At 59.3% G+C, this 18925-nt stretch carries 17 protein-coding genes; 8 read left to right on the top strand and 9 right to left on the bottom strand.

What is annotated here, in order from left to right; all coding sequences use genetic code 11:
- The first annotated feature begins 17 nt into the window (after window positions 1-17).
- From ACKZ62_RS01600 to yccS, 5 genes are all read left to right on the top strand, one after another.
- Window positions 18-908 carry an alpha/beta fold hydrolase gene (locus ACKZ62_RS01600; RefSeq protein WP_447096247.1) on the top strand — a complete coding sequence of 297 codons (891 nt, stop codon included), beginning with the start codon at window positions 18-20 and terminating at the stop codon, window positions 906-908.
- A gap of 35 nt (window positions 909-943) precedes the next feature.
- Window positions 944-2371, top strand: coding sequence for a multidrug transporter subunit MdtD (gene mdtD, locus ACKZ62_RS01595; RefSeq protein WP_447096246.1), 1428 nt, complete (start codon window positions 944-946; stop codon window positions 2369-2371).
- Between the two features lie 130 nt (window positions 2372-2501).
- The gene (gene dbpA / locus ACKZ62_RS01590) at window positions 2502-3839 is read left to right on the top strand and encodes an ATP-dependent RNA helicase DbpA (RefSeq protein ID WP_233897098.1); all 1338 of its coding nucleotides are present in this window, start codon (window positions 2502-2504) and stop codon (window positions 3837-3839) included.
- 158 nt (window positions 3840-3997) lie between these two features.
- Window positions 3998-5176, top strand: a complete 1179-nt coding sequence (locus ACKZ62_RS01585; RefSeq protein WP_032884038.1) for a BaiN/RdsA family NAD(P)/FAD-dependent oxidoreductase — start codon at window positions 3998-4000, stop codon at window positions 5174-5176.
- Window positions 5177-5396: 220 nt separating this feature from the next.
- Window positions 5397-7580 carry a YccS family putative transporter gene (gene yccS, locus ACKZ62_RS01580; RefSeq protein ID WP_032884039.1) on the top strand — a complete coding sequence of 728 codons (2184 nt, stop codon included), beginning with the start codon at window positions 5397-5399 and terminating at the stop codon, window positions 7578-7580.
- 109 nt (window positions 7581-7689) lie between these two features.
- Here the strand turns inward: yccS and ACKZ62_RS01575 are convergent, their stop codons facing one another.
- A complete protein-coding gene (locus tag ACKZ62_RS01575; protein ID WP_179179793.1) occupies window positions 7690-8427 on the bottom strand; it encodes a substrate-binding periplasmic protein in 738 nt (245 codons plus the stop codon).
- A 201-nt stretch (window positions 8428-8628) separates the two neighbouring features.
- Here ACKZ62_RS01575 and ACKZ62_RS01570 point away from each other — a divergent pair, with 201 nt between their 5' ends.
- A complete protein-coding gene (locus ACKZ62_RS01570; protein WP_032884041.1) occupies window positions 8629-9081 on the top strand; it encodes a GNAT family N-acetyltransferase in 453 nt (150 codons plus the stop codon).
- 105 nt (window positions 9082-9186) lie between these two features.
- On the opposite strand, the gene ACKZ62_RS01565 is transcribed toward ACKZ62_RS01570, so the two are convergent.
- From ACKZ62_RS01565 to ACKZ62_RS01555, 3 genes are read right to left on the bottom strand one after another with little or no spacing between them, the layout of a single operon-like run.
- Window positions 9187-9483, bottom strand: a complete 297-nt coding sequence (locus ACKZ62_RS01565) for a winged helix-turn-helix domain-containing protein (protein WP_032884042.1) — start codon at window positions 9481-9483, stop codon at window positions 9187-9189.
- 19 nt (window positions 9484-9502) lie between these two features.
- Window positions 9503-10003 carry a M48 metallopeptidase family protein gene (locus tag ACKZ62_RS01560; protein ID WP_032884043.1) on the bottom strand — a complete coding sequence of 167 codons (501 nt, stop codon included), beginning with the start codon at window positions 10001-10003 and terminating at the stop codon, window positions 9503-9505.
- A gap of 43 nt (window positions 10004-10046) precedes the next feature.
- Window positions 10047-12152: a putative bifunctional diguanylate cyclase/phosphodiesterase gene (locus ACKZ62_RS01555; protein ID WP_447096245.1), complete on the bottom strand. Its 2106-nt coding sequence runs from the start codon at window positions 12150-12152 to the stop codon at window positions 10047-10049.
- Window positions 12153-12460: 308 nt separating this feature from the next.
- Between ACKZ62_RS01555 and ACKZ62_RS01550 the strand changes: the two genes are divergently transcribed.
- The gene (locus tag ACKZ62_RS01550) at window positions 12461-13126 is read left to right on the top strand and encodes a polysaccharide lyase family 7 protein (protein WP_032884045.1); all 666 of its coding nucleotides are present in this window, start codon (window positions 12461-12463) and stop codon (window positions 13124-13126) included.
- A gap of 646 nt (window positions 13127-13772) precedes the next feature.
- On the top strand, window positions 13773-14549 hold the full coding sequence (locus ACKZ62_RS01545; protein ID WP_447096244.1) for a hypothetical protein: 777 nt from the start codon (window positions 13773-13775) through the stop codon (window positions 14547-14549).
- Window positions 14550-14666: 117 nt separating this feature from the next.
- Here ACKZ62_RS01545 and fba read toward each other — a convergent pair whose 3' ends face one another.
- The 5 genes from fba to epd all read right to left on the bottom strand — a co-directional run bounded on the left by fba (window position 14667) and on the right by epd (window position 18899).
- Window positions 14667-15731 carry a class II fructose-bisphosphate aldolase gene (gene fba, locus ACKZ62_RS01540; protein ID WP_032884050.1) on the bottom strand — a complete coding sequence of 355 codons (1065 nt, stop codon included), beginning with the start codon at window positions 15729-15731 and terminating at the stop codon, window positions 14667-14669.
- Between the two features lie 272 nt (window positions 15732-16003).
- Window positions 16004-16336 carry an MliC family protein gene (locus tag ACKZ62_RS01535; protein ID WP_017531025.1) on the bottom strand — a complete coding sequence of 111 codons (333 nt, stop codon included), beginning with the start codon at window positions 16334-16336 and terminating at the stop codon, window positions 16004-16006.
- A gap of 60 nt (window positions 16337-16396) precedes the next feature.
- Window positions 16397-16624 (bottom strand): hypothetical protein, encoded by a 228-nt coding sequence (locus tag ACKZ62_RS01530; RefSeq protein ID WP_032884051.1) that lies wholly within the window; start codon window positions 16622-16624, stop codon window positions 16397-16399.
- A 29-nt stretch (window positions 16625-16653) separates the two neighbouring features.
- Entirely contained in the window at window positions 16654-17817 is a 1164-nt protein-coding gene (locus ACKZ62_RS01525; protein ID WP_447096243.1) for a phosphoglycerate kinase, read from the bottom strand.
- A 26-nt stretch (window positions 17818-17843) separates the two neighbouring features.
- Window positions 17844-18899: an erythrose-4-phosphate dehydrogenase gene (epd, locus tag ACKZ62_RS01520; protein WP_032884053.1), complete on the bottom strand. Its 1056-nt coding sequence runs from the start codon at window positions 18897-18899 to the stop codon at window positions 17844-17846.
- Window positions 18900-18925 lie beyond the last annotated feature (26 nt).

The raw sequence follows: 18925 nt of genomic DNA, 5'->3' as shown, positions 1-18925 counted from the left end.
ATACTGGAAGTACTGCGATGAACCATGGAAGTTTCGTCATACAAAAGCTGTTCAAACACTACAACGTTCACATGGAGCAACTGGGTCACGACCCGCAAAAGAAAACGGTACTGATGGTCAATGGCGCGCTCTCCACCACCCGCTCCTTCGCCCGCACCAGCAAATGCCTGGCCGAGCATTTCAATGTGCTGCTCTTCGATTTGCCATTCTCCGGCTATTCCCGCGAGCACAACACCGAGCTGGACCTAGTGACCAAAGACGACGAAGTGCAGATGCTGCGCGCACTGGTGGAACGCTTCGAGGTCAACCACCTGGTATCGGCCTCCTGGGGTGGCATCTCCACGCTGCTGACCCTCGCGCACAACCCGCCGTCCATCGAAAGCTCGGTGGTGATGGCCCTGGCGCCCAACCTCAACCAACCCATGCTCGACTACGTGGAGCGCGTGCGTGTGCTGATCGAGGCCGATGACAAATCCGCTGTCGGCCACTTGCTCAACGAGACGGTCGGCAAATACCTCTCGCCCCGGCTCAAACGAAATAACCACCGTCACCTGTCGACCATGGCCACCACCGAGTACCGCCAGGCGCGCTTCCATATCCATCAGGTACTCGGCCTGGGTGACGGCAACTACCTGCCAGCACTGCGGCAGATTGAAACGCCGGTGCATTTCCTCAACGGCGCCCTGGACGAATACACCCCGGCCGCCGAAGCCCAGCTGTTCAAGCATTACGTGGCCCGCAGCAGCTTTGCAGTGGCCGAGCACACCGGTCATTTGCTTGATCTGGAGTCCCGCGAGGCCGCGTTATCGGTGCACCGCGCGCTGCTGAATTTTTTGGTGGGCGAGCACGCGGTGTTGTCGGACTTAGACGAACCGCCAGTGGGAAAAAGCGCGACGAATGGCGCATAATCGCCAACACATAGCCTGCTAACAAAAGGGTTCCCATGCCGAATCGCGTCCCGCTCGATGACAAGACCGCCCGCTGGCTCCCCTGGGTGGTGGCGATTGCCTTCTTCATGCAGTCGCTGGACGGGACGATTCTGAATACGGCGCTGCCGGCAATGGCGCGGGACCTCGCCGAGAACCCGCTGCGTATGCAAGGTGTGGTGATCGCCTACATGCTCACCGTCGCCCTGCTGATCCCGGCGTCCGGATGGATTGCCGACCGCTTCGGCACTAAGAAAATCTTCTTTGGCGCGATCATGCTGTTCAGCATCGGCTCCTTGCTGTGCGCCTTGTCCAGCAGCCTGACCATGCTGGTGGGTGCGCGGGTGATCCAAGGCTTGGGCGGCGCGCTGATGCTGCCGGTCGGAAGGCTGGTCGTTCTCCGTGCTTACCCGCGCTCCGAGCTGGTGCGGATCATGGGCTTCATCACCATTCCTGGCCTGCTCGGCCCATTGCTCGGCCCGACCATGGGCGGCTGGATGGTGCAATACCTAACCTGGCACTGGATCTTCCTGATCAACCTGCCGGTGGGCATAATCGGCTGCTACGCCGTGTGGAAATTCATCCCCGACCTGCGCGGCAGCGAGCGCACACGCTTTGATGGCCTCGGCTTTTTGCTGTTCGGCGCGGCGATGGTGTTGATCACCATCGCGATGGAAGGCCTGGGCGAACTGCACTTGCCGCACCTGCGGGTGATGTTGCTGCTGTTCGGCGGGCTGGCGTGCCTGGCGGCGTATTGGCTGCGGGCCGGGCATATCGACAATGCGCTGTTCTCGCCGGTGCTGTTCAAGACGCGCACGTTTGCGGTGGGCATTCTGGGCAACCTGTTCGCCCGCTTGGGCAGCGGCGCGCTGCCGTTCCTGGTGCCGCTGTTGTTGCAGGTAGCGCTGGGTTATTCGCCATCGCAAGCCGGTATGAGCATGCTGCCCCTGGCGGCGGCGGCGATGTTTGCCAAGTCCGTGGCGCGTCCGTTGATCGAGCGCCTGGGTTATCGCATCGTGCTCACCGGCAATACCCTGGCGCTGGGGATGATGCTCGCCAGCATGGGCCTGGTTACGGAACAGACGCCCTACCCTTTGCTGCTCGGCATGCTCGCGGTGCTGGGGGCGATCAACTCCCTGCAATTCACCGCCATGAACACCGTGACCCTGATCGACCTCGACGACGCTCAGGCCAGCAGCGGCAACAGTTTGCTTTCGGTGGTGGCGCAACTGTCTCTGAGCCTGGGCGTGGCCTGCGCCGGTGCGCTGCTCGGCGGCTTCACTGCCGAATCGGGCAATGATGGCGTGGAAAGTGTGCTGGGCGCCTTCCAGTTGACCTTCCTCACCGTGGGCATCATGGCGATGCTGGCGGCGGCGATCTTCCTGCAACTGTCGCCAACAGACGGCAAACGGGTGGTCAACCCAGACCAACATATCGAGCATTAAGCGGCGTCTCGTCTAGAACTTGCGGGGAAATTCCCACAGGGCTGGTACACTGCGCGACATTTTGTTTTGCAGAGCCAGTCCCGTGACTACCATCGCCACCGCTTTTAATACTTTGCCCCTGTCCGCCGCCATGCTGGCTAACCTCGACTCGCTGGGTTATGTCGAGATGACGCAGATCCAGGCGCAAAGCTTGCCGGTGATCCTCAAAGGGCTGGACCTGATTGCCCAGGCCAAGACCGGCAGCGGCAAGACCGCTGCATTCGGTATCGGCCTGTTGAACCCGATCAACCCGCGCTACTTCGGCTGCCAAGCGCTGGTGATGTGCCCGACGCGTGAACTGGCCGACCAGGTCGCCAAAGAAATCCGTCGCCTGGCCCGCGCCGAAGACAACATCAAGGTCCTGACCCTGTGCGGCGGCGTGTCCCTCGGTCCGCAGATCGCCTCCCTTGAGCACGGCGCCCACGTGATCGTCGGCACCCCGGGCCGCATCCAGCAACACCTGCGCAAAGGTTCGCTGGTGCTGGACGGCTTGAACACCCTGATCCTCGATGAAGCCGACCGCATGCTCGACATGGGCTTCTACGACGCGATCGAAGACATCATCAGCAAGACCCCACCACGCCGCCAAACCCTCCTGTTCTCGGCCACCTACCCGGTGAGCATCAAGCAGCTGGCCTCGAAGTTCATGCGCGCGCCGCAGCAAGTGAAAGCCGAAGCGTTCCACTCCGACGACCAGATCGAGCAGCGTTTCTACGAGATCTCCCCGGAAGAACGCATGGACGCCGTGACCAAGGTGCTGGCGCATTTCCGCCCGGCTTCCTGCGTGGCGTTCTGCTTCACCAAGCAGCAAGTACAGGAAACCGTCGACCACCTGACGTCCAAGGGCATTTCCGCCGTTGGCCTGCATGGCGACCTGGAACAGCGCGACCGTGACCAGGTGCTGGCGATGTTCGCCAACCGCAGCACCTCGGTGCTGGTCGCCACCGACGTCGCCGCCCGTGGCCTGGACATTGACGCGCTGGACATGGTGATCAACGTCGAACTGGCCCGCGATTCGGAAATCCATATCCATCGCGTCGGCCGTACCGGTCGTGCGGGCGAGACCGGCATCGCAATCAGCCTGGTGGCGCCGTCCGAAGCGCACCGCGCCCAAGCCATCGAGCAACTGCAGAAGTCGCCGCTGAACTGGGACCAACTGGACAACCTCAAGCCGCAAAGCGGCGGTCCGTTGCTGCCGGTGATGAGCACCCTGTGCATCGCCGCAGGCCGTAAAGACAAAGTACGTCCGGGCGACATCCTCGGCGCACTGACCGGCGAAGCTGGCATCCCGGGCGCCCAGGTCGGCAAGATCGCGATCTTTGACTTCCAGGCTTTCGTGGCTGTTGAGCGCGGAATCGCCAAGCAAGCGTTGCAGCGTTTGAATGACGGCAAGATCAAAGGCCGTTCGTTGCGCGTTCGGATCCTGTAACACGATCTCCGCACCAATGGAGATCCAATGTGGGAGGGGGCTTGCCCCCGATAGCGGAGTGTCAGTCAATATAGATGTGACTGAACCGCCGCTATCGGGGGCAAGCCCCCTCCTACATTAATTGCATTCCAAATCAGAATTTGTATGAGGACACCGTTTTGCGCTCGACCGAAGTTGTGATCATTGGCGCCGGCGCCGCAGGCTTGATGTGCGCACTGACCGCCGCCGGGCGCGGGCGCAAGGTGATGCTGATCGACCATGCGAACAAGGCCGGCAAGAAGATCCTGATGTCCGGCGGTGGCCGCTGCAATTTCACCAATATGTACACCGAGCCGGCCAACTTCCTCTCGCATAACGCGCACTTCTGCAAATCCGCCCTGGCCCGCTACACCCAGTGGGACTTTATCGGGCTGGTGGCCAAGCACGGCGTGCCGTATCACGAGAAGAAGCTGGGCCAGTTGTTCTGCGATAACAAGTCCAGCGACATCCTCGGCATGCTGCTCGACGAATGCATCCAGACCGGCGTGAGCATGCACTTGGACACGTCGATCCAGGAGATTGCCAAGGTCGACGGCGGCTACCAGTTGCAAACCACGCTGGGTGAGTTGCGCTGCGAATCCCTGGTGATCGCCACCGGCGGCTTGTCGATTCCGACCCTGGGCGCCACCGGTTTTGGTTATCAAGTGGCCAAGCAATTCGGTCACGAACTGCTGCCAACCCGCGCCGGGCTGGTGCCGTTCACCATCACTGATCAGCTCAAGGACTTGTGCGGCGAGTTGTCCGGCACCTCCGTGGACTGCCTGGTCAGCTGCAACGACCAGAGCTTTCGCGAGAACATTCTGTTTACCCACCGTGGCCTGAGCGGTCCGGCGATCTTGCAGATTTCCTCCTATTGGGAATCCGGCGACACCGTGGAAATCAACCTGCTGCCCGACCACGACGCCCACACCTGGCTGCAACAGCAACAGGTCGAGCGCCCCAACAGCGAGCTGAAAACCCTGCTGGGTGAGATCTTCACCAAGAAGATGGCCAACCTGCTGGCGGACACCTGGTTTGCGTCCAAGCCGATGAAGCAGTACACCCACGCCGAAATTGCCGACATCGCGCAGAAGCTGGGGAGCTGGCAGCTGGTGCCGGCGGGCACCGAGGGCTATCGCACCGCCGAGGTGACGTTGGGTGGGGTGGACACGCGGGAAGTGTCGTCCAAAACCATGGAATCGCTGAAAAGCCCTGGCTTGTACTTTATTGGGGAAGTGCTGGACGTGACCGGCCATCTGGGCGGATTTAACTTCCAGTGGGCGTGGGCCTCCGGTTACGCGGCCGCGCAGTTTGTTTGACGCGACGCAGAAAAAAATATGGGAGGGGGCTTGCCCCCGATAGCGGTGTATCAGTCACCGATATTCTGGCTGACACACTGCAATCGGGGGCAAGTCCCCTCCCACATTTTGATTTGAGGGGTGCCTGCGAATAATTTGTTGTCAGATGTGATCACCACCCTTGCCGTGGCGTCACTGATGGCTCAATTTAACGGCATCGTCCCGGAAGACTCACGACTTCATGTCATCGACCTCGTTCAAGCAGTCTATGCGGCGCCTGTGGGCGCTGGATAAATTCAGTTACAGCATTCGGGTATTCATCGCCCTCACCGGCAGCATGGCGCTGTGCTGGTATCAGGATGAAATGACGCTGCTGATCCCGCTGTTCCTGGGGATTATCGCCAGCGCCCTGGCTGAGACCGACGACAGTTGGCAGGGCCGCCTCAATGCCCTGGCAGTAACGCTGGTGTGCTTCAGCATCGCCGCGCTGTCGGTGGAATTGCTGTTCCCTTACCCCTGGATTTTCGCCATCTCCCTGGCTCTGGCGACGTTCGGCCTGACGATGCTCGGGGCGCTGGGCGAACGCTATGGCGCGATTGCGTCGGCCACCTTGATTCTGTCGGTCTACACCATGATCGGCGTGGACCAGCGCGGCGGCGCCGTCAGTGATTTCTGGCATGAGCCGTTGCTGCTGGTGGCCGGCGCGGCCTGGTACGGCGCGTTGTCGGTGCTGTGGCAGGCGCTGTTTTCCAACCAGCCGGTGCAGCAGAGCCTGGCGCGGCTGTTCCGCGAGTTGGGGCGCTACCTCAAGCTCAAGTCGTCGCTGTTTGAACCAATCCGCCAGTTGGATGTGGAGGCGCGCCGCCTGGAACTTGCCCAGCAAAATGGCCGGGTGGTGGCCGCGCTGAATGCCGCGAAAGAAATCATCCTGCACCGCGTCGGCAATGGCCGACCGGGGTCGAAGGTCAGTCGCTACCTCAAGCTGTATTTCCTGGCCCAGGACATCCACGAACGCGCCAGCTCATCCCACTACCCTTACAACGCCCTGGCCGATGCGTTCTTCCACAGCGATGTGCTGTTCCGCTGTCAGCGCCTACTGCGCCAACAAGGCAAGGCCTGCCAGGCCCTGGCCGAGTCGATCCAACTGCGCCAACCGTTCATCTATGACGACAGCTTCGCCGAAGCCCTGAGCGACCTGAACGCCTCCCTGGAACACTTGCGCATCCAGAGCAACCCGGCCTGGCGCGGCCTGCTGCGTTCGTTGCGCGCCCTGGCGGCCAACCTGTCCACCCTTGACCGCCTGCTCGGCGACGCGAGCAACCCCGACGCCCTGGCCGACGCCACCGACAGCAACCTGTTGGACCGCGCGCCGCGCAACCTCAAAGAAATGTGGACGCGCCTGCGCACCCAACTCACGCCGACGTCTCTGCTGTTCCGACACGCGTTGCGCCTGTCACTGGCGCTGACCATCGGCTACGGCACCTTGCATGCCATCCACGCCTCCCAAGGTTATTGGATCATCCTCACCACCCTGTTTGTGTGCCAGCCCAACTACGGTGCGACGCGGCGCAAGCTCGGCCAGCGGATCATCGGCACCGCTATCGGCCTCACCGTGGCCTGGGCGCTGTTCGACCTGTTCCCAAGCCCCTTGGTGCAATCGATGTTCGCCATCGCTGCCGGCCTGGTGTTCTTTATCAACCGCACCACCCGCTACACCCTGGCCACGGCAGCAATCACCCTGATGGTGCTGTTCTGCTTTAACCAGGTGGGGGATGGCTACGGGCTGTTTTTGCCACGGCTGTTCGATACTTTGCTCGGCAGTTTGATCGCCGGCCTGGCCGTGTTCCTGTTCCTGCCGGACTGGCAAGGCCGTCGCCTGAACAAAGTGCTGGCCAACACCCTGACCTGCAACAGCATCTACCTGCGCCAGATCATGCAGCAATACGCCGCCGGCAAAAGCGACGACCTGGCCTATCGCCTGGCCCGCCGCAACGCGCACAACGCCGATGCGGCGCTGTCCACCACGCTGGCGAACATGTTGATGGAGCCGGGGCATTTCCGTAAGGAGGCGGATGTGGGCTTCCGTTTCCTGGTGTTGTCCCACACCTTGCTCAGCTACTTGTCAGGCCTAGGAGCCCACCGCGATACGCCATTGCCGGCTGAGGTGCGCGAGCATCTGATCGACGGCGCGGGTAAAACCCTCGCTGCGAGCATCGATGAAATCGCGACTGGTTTGGCCAACAAGCAACCCATTGCGATCCAAAGCGACGCCGAGGAAGCCCTGGCGGCGGACTTGGAGCAGATGCCGGATGAGATTGATGAAGGGCAGCGATTGGTGCAGACACAGTTGGCCTTGATTTGCCGGCAGTTGGGGCCTTTGCGCACCTTGGCGGCGCACCTGATCAAAGATACCAGCGCGGCTTAGGCCGCTATCGGGGGCAAGCCCCTCCCACACTTGATTGGATTCACACGGTCCAAATGTGGGAGGGGCGGTGCGACGATTCGACTTGCTCCCGATGAGGCCCGCACAGGCACTACATGCCATGGGCCTTCATCAACCGCGCATAACTGCCATCGACCTTCATCTTGGCAATCTCGCGGTCAAAGCTCGCCACGATCTGCGCGTGCTCAGGGTTCTTCAGGCTCACCAGAATATGCAGGCTGTTTTCACTCAGCGGCTGTGGCAGGAACTCCACCGTATTACGCACCCGGGCCGACTCCCGTGCCAGGTAAAAGCGCGCCACATATTCATCCTCCACCGTCAGCCGCACCCGCTGCGCCGCCAGCATGCGCACGGCCATGGCGAAGTTATGCACAGGCACTTTCTGCAACTGCGCATCCCCATCGAACGCCGCTGAATACGCATAACCACGTACCACCGCGATGGGATAGTCGTGCAGTTGCTGCAGGTTCTGAAACTCGATGGGGTCGTCACGGCGCTTGATAAAACGCACGCGGTTGAGCAGGTATTCGCCGGAGAATTGCCCCAAGTGCGTACGCGCGTCGTCGTACCAGGCGTTGACCAGCACGTCATAGCGCCCGTCACCCACGCCCATCAGCGCGCGAGCCCAGGGCACCTGCTGGAAATCGCTGGCATAGCCCGCGCGCGCCAAGGCCGTGCTGACAATATCAGTGGCCAAGCCCCCGTTGATCAGCGTGGCATCGGTAAAGGGCGGCCAGGCATCCGCGACCAGGCGCAGGCGCTGTGCACATGCAGGCGTTGCCAGCAGCAACACTCCAATCAAAGCAACGGCACGAGAGAATCGCGGCATGCTCAAAATCCTTGGCGGACAGGCGGTGGCCTTAGCTCAGGCTGCGCCTGAGGTTCTAACATTAGCTCAGATTACACAAAGAAACGGCCGCCGCCTGCACTCAATAGTGGCAAATTGATTTCATTCACAAAAATAGTTGATTTAGACACCGAAGCCCGTCGCGCCTACTATCCAGAACAGACATTTACGTGAGAACACACCATGACAGTCGATTGGGTCTGCAAACATCACACCGACCTGGGCAAGGAGCAGCTATACGCCATCCTGCGCTTGCGCTGCGAGGTTTTCGTTGTCGAGCAGAAGTGCGTTTATCAGGACATCGACGGGCAGGATCTGACGGGTGATACCCACCACCTGATGGCTTGGAAAGACGATGAACTGATGGCCTACCTGCGCCTGCTGGATCCGGAATCCCAAGGTGGCGATGTGGTTATCGGTCGGGTGATCGTCGCACCGGCGGCACGGGGTACCGGGCTGGGGCACAAGATGATGGAGGAAACCCTCAGGCAGATTGAGGAGATCTGGCCTGAGACGCCGATATTCCTGTCAGCCCAGGCGCATTTGCAGGGCTATTACGGGCGGTATGGGTTTGTGGTGGCGGGTGAGGAATACCTGGAGGATGACATTCCACATATTGGTATGCGGCGCGCTTAAGGCCGCCATCGGGGGCAAGCCCCCTCCCACAGTTTGAATGTGTGAATACATTCAAATGTGGGAGGGGGCTTGCCCCCGATGGCGCCAGACCAGCCACCGCCAAACTCAGGGATAACCCAGAACCCGCTTGATCTGGTCGAGATTCACCTCGATCCACCCCCGATCAATCGCGCCCCAGTCGCGAATCCGATAGTGCCCGGCATGGTTGCGGGCGCCGTCTTCCTGTTCGAATTCACACACGATATCCAGGTCAGCCAACGCCGCAATCGTGTCCTGCGCCGTTCGCCGGGGCATACCGGTGACGTCGGTCAGCGCCGGCACACTGCTGGCGAGCCCGCTGTCGATCAGGTACGCCACGTACAGGCGGCGGTAGAAGCTGCTTTTGGTCTTGCTCACATCCATGGTCAGTCGCCTTGTGCGGTCAGGGCTTGCCCTGCAGGTCGCGATACGTGAGGTACACCCGCAGGTCGAATTCCACCTGGTGGTAGCCCGGCATCATGTAATCGCAGAGTTTATAGAACGCCTTGTTGTGGTCCGATTCCTTAAAGTGCGCCAGCTCGTGCACCACGATCATGCGCAGAAATTCCGGAGCGGCGTCCTTGAACAGCGAAGCAATGCGGATCTCTTTCTTGGATTTGAGGTTGCCGCCCTGCACCCGCGAAATCGTGGTGTGCAGCCCGAGGGCGCGGTGGGTCAGATCCAGGCGGTTATCGAACAGCACTTTGTCGATCGCTGGCGCATTGCGCAGGTGTTCCTGCTTCAACGCCAGTGCGTAGGCGTACAGGGCTTTGTCGCTCTGCACCGCATGACGCTCGGGATAACGCTGCTCCAGGTAAGCGCCCAACTGGTCCTTGGCGATCAGTTGACGTACTTGCTCCTGGAGGGCTGCGGGGTAAGCCTGGAGGTATTTCAGCGCGGTCATTGAGGTCTGCAACAGGGTTCGAATGGGCGCCAGTGTAGCGAATTCAGCGCAGGCGGGCGCGTGACCAGTCGACCACTTCGTCGGCCATCAGGGGGTGCGCCGCCCACGGTCCCTGGATAAATGGGCAGCCATGGGCTTTGAGCCACTGAGCTTGCTCCCGGGTTTCCACACCCTCGGCCACCACCAGCACGTCAAAATGCCCGCACAGTTCGATAATGCTGCGTGCCATCGCTGCGTCCCTCACCGACCCCGGCAGGCGCGCGACTAATTGCGGATCGAGTTTGAGGGTGTCGAACTCCAAGTCACGCAGATGCGCCAGGGAGCATTGTCCCGAACCAAAGTCATCCAAAGCGATGCGCACCCCGATTCGGCGCAGTAACTTGAGCTGCTTGGTGGCCTCTTCCAAGCTACTCATCAGGCAATCCTCGCCGATTTCCACCTCCAACTGCCCAACCTGAAGCCCATGTCGCTCCATCACCTGCTGCAACTGGTTAGCCAGGTTGGGCATATTGAACTGGCTGCTACTCAGGCTGACGCTCAGCACCAATTCATCGTCGAAGGTGCTTTGCCACACCTGACGCTGGGCAGCGACCTGTTGATAAATCCACGCGCTCAGTTGGCTGATCAGTCGCGCTTCCTCCAGCAGCGGTAAAAACAGCCCAGGCGGTACATCGCCGACGCTGGGGTGTTGCCAACGCAATAACGCCTCGACACCGCGCAGGCGCCCATCAGCCAGAGAGACCTGAGGCTGGTAGACCAGGGTGAAATCCTTGTTTTGAATGGCCGTACGCACGCTGTCTTCGAGCATCAGCCGCGAGCGCGCGCGGCCGTTCATTTCCTGGTCGTAATAGCGATACTGCTGACGGCCCGCGCGCTTGGCTTCGTACATGGCGATGTCGGCCGCACGCAGCAAACCATTCAAGTCCGAACCGCAGTCCGGGAAGGTAGCAATGCCAATGCTCACGCCGAGCATCACATCCAAACCGTCAACCTGCTGACAAACAGAGACTCGTTCGATCAGTTTTTCCGAAATTTTTGCCGCCTGCTCTGGGAATTCCAACTCCAGCAGCGCAGTAAATTCATCACCGCCCATGCGGCCGATAATGTCGTAGGAGCGCAAGCCGCCCTGCAATTGCTCCGAAACCCAGCGTAAAACCCGGTCGCCCGCATCATGGCCCAAAGAATCGTTGACGCGCTTGAAACCGTCGAGGTCCAGGTACAGCAACACCAAGGACTGCTCTGTGCGTTCACTGCGCAACAGCGTGTTCTCCACAGCCTGGTGGAAGCCGCGTCGATTCAGCAGCCCGGTCAGCGGGTCGGTAACGGCTTGGAATTCCAACTGCTGATGCAGGTGGCGCACTTCGGACATATCCAGCACCGTCACCACCATGGCCTTCTGTTCGGCGGGCAGTGGCGCGCAGGACAACGCCGCCGGCACCTGCTGGCCACGGCCGGTGCGCAGAAGCGCATCGTGCAGGCGCCAGGTTTCGCCCTTGCGGTAACCGGCGTACATCTGCGAATCCAGCCACGTGGGCACATGGGGCTTTTGCATGAAACTCAGGAATTCCTGGCCCTGCAACTCTTGGATCGGGGCATTGAGCAGGCGCGAGATCGCCGGGTTGGCGTATTCGATCACGCCCTCCTCACTCACCACCAGGATGCCCTCGGCGGCGTTATCCAACACCGAGGCATTAAAGGCCCGGGCTGACTCCAGATCATGGCTCAGGCGCTGCAAGGCCCGGCGAATGCGCTGGTGCTCCAGCAACGCCTGGACCTTGGGCTTGAGAATATGCGGGTCGAAGGGTTTGAACAGGTAGTCGATGGCGCCACTGGCATAGCCTTCCAGCACGGCGGCGGGCGACTGGGCGTTGGCACTCAGGAAGATAATAGGGGTCATGCGTGTGCGCTGGTTGCCACGCATCAGGCGGGCGACTTCAAAGCCGTCCATGCCGGGCATCATTACATCCAGCAATACCAGGTCCACTTCATGCTGCAGCAGCACCTCCAGAGCTTCCAACCCGGATTCCGCGGTGACCACCTGCCAGTCATCACGTTGTAGCAGCGCACGCATGCTGATCAGGTTTTCCGGGTAGTCATCGACGACCAGAAGAACCGAACTGCCATCGCCATGAGGTGGAGCGCATTCCATGCTGGGTCTCTTCCTTAGGTCTACTCCGGTCACTTCTGAGAGAAAACGCGGATAAACATTGAGGGCTCACTCTAGCCCTGGATACTGAAAATCAGAAGTGACGTGGATGCCATCATTGCGCCAAAGTTCACTCAGCCGACTAACGGTCAACCTCTACAGCCCACGGTTCATGGGAAACATGGCTTTTTGGCATTCATTTGGCGCCAATAAATTGCCAGCAAATGTTTAACAACAGGCCGGCCACCGCCTATAAAGAACCTGTAAGGCCCACGGGCCAAAGCCTTCACCCCCTGTAAAAGGCCAACGCCATGATCGACCTCTCCACTTGGAACCTGAGCATTCCGGTCGGCTCGCCCCCCGCGACTATCGACACCCCAAAGCTGCTCAGCGGCTTCAACGACCAGTACTTCCAGGCCGAAGGCAGCAACGTGCAGTTCTGGACACCCGTCACCGGCACCCGCACCGAAAACGCCATCTACCCACGCAGTGAGCTGCGCGAAACTTACGCCGACGGGCGCTTGCGTAACTGGACCTACCCCGAAGCCGACAACTTCCTGCGCGCCACCTTGGCCGTGAACCAAGTACCGTCCAGCGGCAAGATCGTCATCGGCCAGATCCACGCCTATGACAGCCAAAAACCGCTGATCAAGCTCGAATACCAGTTCAAGGAAAAGACCCAGACCGGCAACATCGTCGCCAAAGTGCGCATGCGCCCGGATGAAGGTGAAAGCCGCGTGGTTATCGTCGCGTCCAATGTGCCGCTGGAGAAAAGCTTTACCTACGTGATCAACCTCAACAAAGCCGGGCTGCTCAGCGTGTACGCCGCCGACAGTGAATGGAACGAGCGCATTGGCGCAGCGTGGGGCAGCAAGCCGCTGTACTTCAAGGCCGGCGCGTATGTGCAGGACAACAGTGGGGACAGCAAGGAAGGCGCGAAGGTGACCTTTGCGAAGTTGGATATAGACCACGAATAACCAGGCCAGGCTAATTTCGCTGAGACATCATCCGATCAGCATAAGGACTACTTCCTGGTAAACGCCTCCCTCTGTGAGAAGCAATGCTGTTCTTCCTTAACTGGACAGCATTGCCTCTGCGGGGCAGGTGCAACGATTATTCACTTGGCTTTTCAAGCGGAACGGTAATAGGTGCCGGACCTTTGGGCTTTACGGGCGTTGGCTCGGGAGCGTCTTCCGGCGGAAGTCGAGCGGGCGCTGGCCCCTTTGGAGAAACCGGTTTTTGGGTACTCATGCATAGCACTCCTGTGATTGGTTTTTACAGCCTTAGAATCGCGCGCCAGCAGACAGAAACAACTGTTAGAACTAACAGTCGCTTATAGTTTTTAGCAATAAACCCTGACATGCAGACTCGCTCTTCTTTGAAGATCAGCGCTCAGTTCACGTGAGTTCGTTTCTTATAAGCAAATTAAATTTCGCGCATCGCAAAATCGTATAAAAAACTGTTAAACCTGACAGGTTTCAATAGCCACCCCTTACTCCAAACTACTTGCCACGACGTGATAAAAGCAATTAGTAAAGCACTCAACTCATTTTAACAGCAGCGCCAGTCACTTAAACTTCAACACCTACAACTCAGTTATCCAAAAAATCAAGGAGCACTCCAATGAGCAATATCCCTCCGACGATCCAAACCATAGACGGCACGGCAGTGTCGCTAAACGGTAGAAATTTCGCTAAACGCTCTTTCAAAATCACAGGCACTGGTTTTCCTGGTCAACTACAGGTTCGATTTGGTGCTACCGGCAGCAAGGTCGTGGACACAATAACAATTGCGCCAGATGCGAGATTTTCCGCCACCATAATGGCTCCCGTCCCAGGCCCTGTCACTTTGACGCTTACGGAAACGGACGCAAACCCAAAAGAGGTTTCGATAAATCTTGAGGTGGATAAAACAATCATAGAAAACTTTGAACATGAACAACTTAGATATGCCACCGATGAAGAGTTCGTAACCAAAAACTTTTTAAAATTCAGACCTCATGGCGGCATTGGGAGGTCTTTCAAGTTATCCATAGAGGCCATGAGCAGGACCAACCTTCTAACGAACTTCATCGATGATGCTACGCGCGAAGCAAATTTTCCAGACATCGTTTATTCTTTCAGATCACCAGACCCCAAGAACACATCAGTTGAGATCTCTTTACGCGGAAAAGATGACACTTACATTAAATTTAACAGAATGAGTTTTTCATACGTCTCTGCTGGCGACGTGTACTTCTCATGGTCTGATGGAACAAGCACTGTGCCAATAAAAAAAGCAACTACGGGCTTAGACAAGTTCACCTTCGCCACCTCAAACATGGCGTATATCCTTGTAACGACCACGCCAACGAGTTCGGCCTATTTTGTAGCGGGAAAATTTGAATTAGACCCTGTATAACGCGCTAAACCCGCTCAAACTAAAAACCCGTCTCACGACGGGTTTTTATATAAACTAACGAACATTACGTCCGCCTGAAACCCGCATCGCTGCGGGCTTCTTTTAAACGACCAAGGCTCAATTCACCTTAGCGTTCAACTCACCTTTCAGGTAACGCTGGTACATCGCTTCCAGCGAGATCGGCTTGATCTTCGAGCCGTTGCCGGCAGTGCCGAAGGCTTCGTAGCGAGCGATACACACATCACGCATCGCGGTCACGGTGGCGCCGAAGAATTTACGTGGGTCGAATTCGCTCGGGTTGGTGGCCATCAGGCGACGCATCGCGCCGGTGGACGCCAGGCGCAGGTCGGTGTCGATGTTGACCTTGCGCACGCCGTGCTTGATGCCTTCAACGATTTCTTCAACCGGTACGCCGTAGGTTTCTTTGATGTCGCCGCCGTACTGGTTGATGATCGCCAGCCACTCTTGCGGGACCGAGGAAGAACCGTGCATCACCAAGTGGGTGTTAGGGATGCGCTTATGGATTTCCTTGATGCGGTCGATGGCCAGCACGTCGCCGGTAGGCGGCTTGGTGAACTTGTAGGCGCCGTGGCTGGTGCCGATGGCGATGGCCAGGGCATCGACCTGGGTCTTCTTGACGAAGTCAGCGGCTTCTTCCGGATCGGTCAGCATTTGGCTGTGATCAAGCACGCCTTCGGCGCCGATGCCGTCTTCTTCGCCGGCCATGCCGGTTTCCAGGGAACCCAGGCAGCCCAGTTCGCCTTCAACCGAGACGCCGCAGGCGTGAGCCAGGGCTACGGTTTGCTGGGTTACGCGCACGTTGTATTCGTAGTCGGTTGGGGTCTTGCCGTCTTCGCCGAGGGAGCCGTCCATCATCACCGAGCTGAAGCCCAGTTGGATGGAGCGCTGGCACACGTCAGGGCTGGTGCCGTGGTCCTGGTGCATGCACACCGGGATGTGCGGAAATTCTTCGATTGCGGCGAGGATCAGGTGACGCAGGAATGGAGCACCGGCGTATTTGCGGGCACCGGCCGAAGCCTGGACGATCACTGGGGAGTCGGTCTTGTCAGCGGCTTCCATGATGGCGCGCATCTGCTCAAGGTTGTTGACGTTAAAGGCTGGGACGCCGTAGCCGAACTCGGCTGCGTGGTCCAGCATTTGACGCATGCTGATAAGTGCCATTGTGTTGTCTCTCCCGGTCGAGGGTCGTTAATCGTGCAAGCCTGCCGTAGCGGCGGCTGCTATTCAAGTTATTGCCGGTCAGGTTTTGCATGCCTGGCCTGCTGAATCGTTATTGCAGTGTCCGGCTCGCCATTTGGAACCGAATCAATGTGGGAGGGGGCTTGCTCCCGATAGCGATCTATCAGTCGCTGACTTCGGTGACTGACCCACCGCAATCGGGAGCAAGCCCCCTCCCACATTTGGATCTCAATACATTCGAGACCGTGTTCTGTTTACTGGGCCTTGCAGCCCCGCCCGATCAAATCGTCGGTGGCAACCCAGTAAACCAGGCCTTCCTCACCCTTGGTGTGAAACGCCAACTGGTCGTTGCTGTACAGCACGCCCGAAGCGGCAACGTCCTGTTTAAGGCGGTAAACCTGGTCCGAACCGCCGAGGCGTACATCCACCTCGCTACGGGCCTGGTTGGCAAATCGCCAGTTGACCTCGGCCTTGCTGTCGCAGGTCCAAGTGGTCCACTTATCGGCAGGCTCTGCCTTGTTGAACATGTTCATGCTGCTGCAACCGGCCAGTAGGGCCAGGGCTGCCAGGGCGAAAACGCCTTTCATTGCCAATCCTCGCAGCGGCGCCAGAGGCCGCCGATGCTGTCGGTTAGTTGATCAGACCCGTCAAGGGCAACCCTGTTCCTGACCGTTGGGCGCGGAGTCGTATTTCTCCAGCCGTTCGTTGCCGATGCGCTTGTTGATCACCGGCATGGTCTCGGCTTGCCAGTCAGCCTGGTAGCAGCTCTTTTTCTGCACAGGCAACGGCTTTCCAGCCTCCTGTGCCGCGCTTGGCGTGCTGCCGCAGCCGGCCAGAAGGCCCGCTGCGATCAACAGTGCCAACGACTTGATCATGGGAATGCTCCTTTTCCTGATCACGGGCCTTAGCCTTTGGCTCGGGCTTCCAACACTTCAACGGCGGGCAGCACTTTGCCTTCGACGAATTCAAGGAACGCGCCGCCACCAGTAGAAATGTAGGAGATACGGTCAGCCACACCATATTTATCGATGGCCGCCAGGGTGTCGCCACCGCCGGCGATGGAGAACGCCGAGCTTTCAGCGATGGCATTGGCCAGCACTTTGGTGCCGTTGCCGAACTGGTCAAACTCGAACACGCCGACCGGGCCGTTCCACAGAATGGTCTGGGAAGCTTTCAGCAGTTCGGCGAAGTTGGCTGCGGTTTGCGGCCCGATGTCCAGGATCATGTCGTCGGCAGCCACGTCAGCGATGAGCTTGACGGTGGCGGCGGCGCTTTCAGCGAATTCCTTGGCAACCACCACGTCTACCGGCAACGGCACACTGACCTTGGCAGCGATGGCGCGAGCGGTATCCAGCAGGTCCGGTTCATACAGGGACTTGCCCACCGGGTGGCCGGCTGCGGCCAGGAAGGTGTTGGCGATGCCACCACCGACGATCAATTGGTTGCAGATCTGGCTGAGGCTGTTGAGCACGTCCAGCTTGGTGGACACCTTGGAGCCAGCCACGATGGCAGCCATCGGCTGTGCCGGTGCGCCGAGGGCCTTGCCCAGTGCATCCAGCTCAGCAGCCAGCAGCGGGCCAGCAGCCGCAACCTTGGCGAACTTGGCCACGCCGTGGGTGGAACCCTCAGCACGGTGAGCCGTACCGAACGCATCCATCACAAATACGTCGCACAGGGCTGCGTATTGCTGGGCCAGTTCGTCACTGTTCTTTTTCTCGCCTTTGTTGAAGCGCACGTTTTCGAACAGCACGATGTCGCCAGCCTTGACGTCAACGCCACCCAAGTAGTCAGACACCAACGGCACTGTGCGGCCCAGGGTCTCACTCAGGTAATCGGCCACAGGCTTGAGGCTGTTTTCTTCCGAGAACTCACCTTCGGTCGGACGACCCAGGTGGGAGCAGACCATTACGGCCGCGCCTTTTTCCAGGGCCAGCTTGATGGTCGGCAGCGAAGCCCGGATTCGCGCATCGCTGGTGACAACACCGTCCTTGACTGGGACGTTGAGGTCTTCGCGAATCAGTACGCGCTTACCTTGCAGATCGAGGTCGGTCATCTTCAACACGGTCATGGGTCGCAGTTCCTGAATTGACTTATTTAAAGGGCAGGTTTTGATGAGGCAACGTGCAGATAGTGTTCTGCAACATCCAGCATGCGGTTGGCAAAACCCCATTCGTTATCGAACCAGGCCAGGATATTCACCAGCCTCGGGCCGGAAACGCGGGTCTGGCTGGCATCGACAATTGCCGAATGCGGGTCATGGTTGAAGTCACAACTGGCGTGGGGCAACTCGGTGTAGGCCAGTAAGCCTTTGAGCGGGCCGCTGGTGGCGGCATCGCGCAGAATCCGGTTGACCTCCACCGCATCGGTGTCGCTGACGGTTTGCATGGTGATGTCCAGACAAGACACGTTTACCGTCGGCACCCGTACGGCTTTGGCCTGAATTCGCCCGGCAAGTTCCGGCAGCAGGCGTTCGATGCCACGGGCCAGGCCGGTGGACACCGGAATTACTGACTGGAACGCCGAACGCGTACGGCGCAGGTCTTCGTGGTGATAGGCGTCGATCACTGGCTGGTCGTTCATCGCCGAGTGGATGGTGGTGATCGATACGTAATCGATGCCAATCGCCTGATCCAACAGGCGTAACAGCGGCACGCTGCAGTTGGTGGTGCAAGAGGCGTTGGACACCAGCAGCTCGTGGCCGGTCAGGCAATCCTGGTTGATGCCATAGACGATGGTGGCGTCAACATCCGCCTCGCTGGCCATTGGCTGGGAAAACAGCACACGCGGCGCGCCGGCGTCGAGAAAACGCTGGCCATCGGCGCGGGTGTTATAGGCACCGGAGCATTCCAACACCAGGTCGACGCCCAGCGCCGCCCAGTCGATGCCCTCGGGGGTGGCACTGCGCAGTACTTTTACGCAGTCGCCTTTGATATGCAGACAATCGCCCTCAACCCGCACTTCGCCGGGGAAGCGGCCGTGGGTGGAGTCAAAGCGTGTCAGGTATTCGATGCTGGCCATGTCGGCCAAATCGTTGATCGCGACAATTTCAAACCCGGCTGCCGCCCCTCGCTCGAACAGAGCACGCAAGACGCAACGACCAATGCGGCCGTAGCCGTTGAGTGCAACTTTGTAGGGACGCGGTTGGGGCATGGGGTTCTCGATCAAGGTTAGTTCGG

The organism is Pseudomonas sivasensis (assembly GCF_052938085.1).
The sequence above is the reverse complement of the archived record's forward strand: the minus strand, read 5'-3'. Positions and strand labels throughout refer to the sequence as shown.

Bases quoted from the DNA above. Each gene is read 5' to 3' on its own strand.
- ACKZ62_RS01530 (WP_032884051.1), bottom strand. From the start codon at position 16,624: ATGATCAAGTCGTTGGCACTGTTGATCGCAGCGGGCCTTCTGGCCGGC.
- mdtD (WP_447096246.1), top strand. From the start codon at position 944: ATGCCGAATCGCGTCCCGCTCGATGACAAGACCGCCCGCTGGCTCCCC.
- ACKZ62_RS01570 (WP_032884041.1), top strand. From the start codon at position 8,629: ATGACAGTCGATTGGGTCTGCAAACATCACACCGACCTGGGCAAGGAG.
- ACKZ62_RS01535 (WP_017531025.1), bottom strand. From the start codon at position 16,336: ATGAAAGGCGTTTTCGCCCTGGCAGCCCTGGCCCTACTGGCCGGTTGC.
- ACKZ62_RS01600 (WP_447096247.1), top strand. From the start codon at position 18: ATGAACCATGGAAGTTTCGTCATACAAAAGCTGTTCAAACACTACAAC.
- ACKZ62_RS01560 (WP_032884043.1), bottom strand. From the start codon at position 10,003: ATGACCGCGCTGAAATACCTCCAGGCTTACCCCGCAGCCCTCCAGGAG.
- ACKZ62_RS01525 (WP_447096243.1), bottom strand. From the start codon at position 17,817: ATGACCGTGTTGAAGATGACCGACCTCGATCTGCAAGGTAAGCGCGTA.
- ACKZ62_RS01555 (WP_447096245.1), bottom strand. From the start codon at position 12,152: ATGGAATGCGCTCCACCTCATGGCGATGGCAGTTCGGTTCTTCTGGTC.
- ACKZ62_RS01545 (WP_447096244.1), top strand. From the start codon at position 13,773: ATGAGCAATATCCCTCCGACGATCCAAACCATAGACGGCACGGCAGTG.
- ACKZ62_RS01550 (WP_032884045.1), top strand. From the start codon at position 12,461: ATGATCGACCTCTCCACTTGGAACCTGAGCATTCCGGTCGGCTCGCCC.
- epd (WP_032884053.1), bottom strand. From the start codon at position 18,899: ATGCCCCAACCGCGTCCCTACAAAGTTGCACTCAACGGCTACGGCCGC.
- yccS (WP_032884039.1), top strand. From the start codon at position 5,397: ATGTCATCGACCTCGTTCAAGCAGTCTATGCGGCGCCTGTGGGCGCTG.
- ACKZ62_RS01565 (WP_032884042.1), bottom strand. From the start codon at position 9,483: ATGGATGTGAGCAAGACCAAAAGCAGCTTCTACCGCCGCCTGTACGTG.
- fba (WP_032884050.1), bottom strand. From the start codon at position 15,731: ATGGCACTTATCAGCATGCGTCAAATGCTGGACCACGCAGCCGAGTTC.
- dbpA (WP_233897098.1), top strand. From the start codon at position 2,502: ATGCTGGCTAACCTCGACTCGCTGGGTTATGTCGAGATGACGCAGATC.
- ACKZ62_RS01575 (WP_179179793.1), bottom strand. From the start codon at position 8,427: ATGCCGCGATTCTCTCGTGCCGTTGCTTTGATTGGAGTGTTGCTGCTG.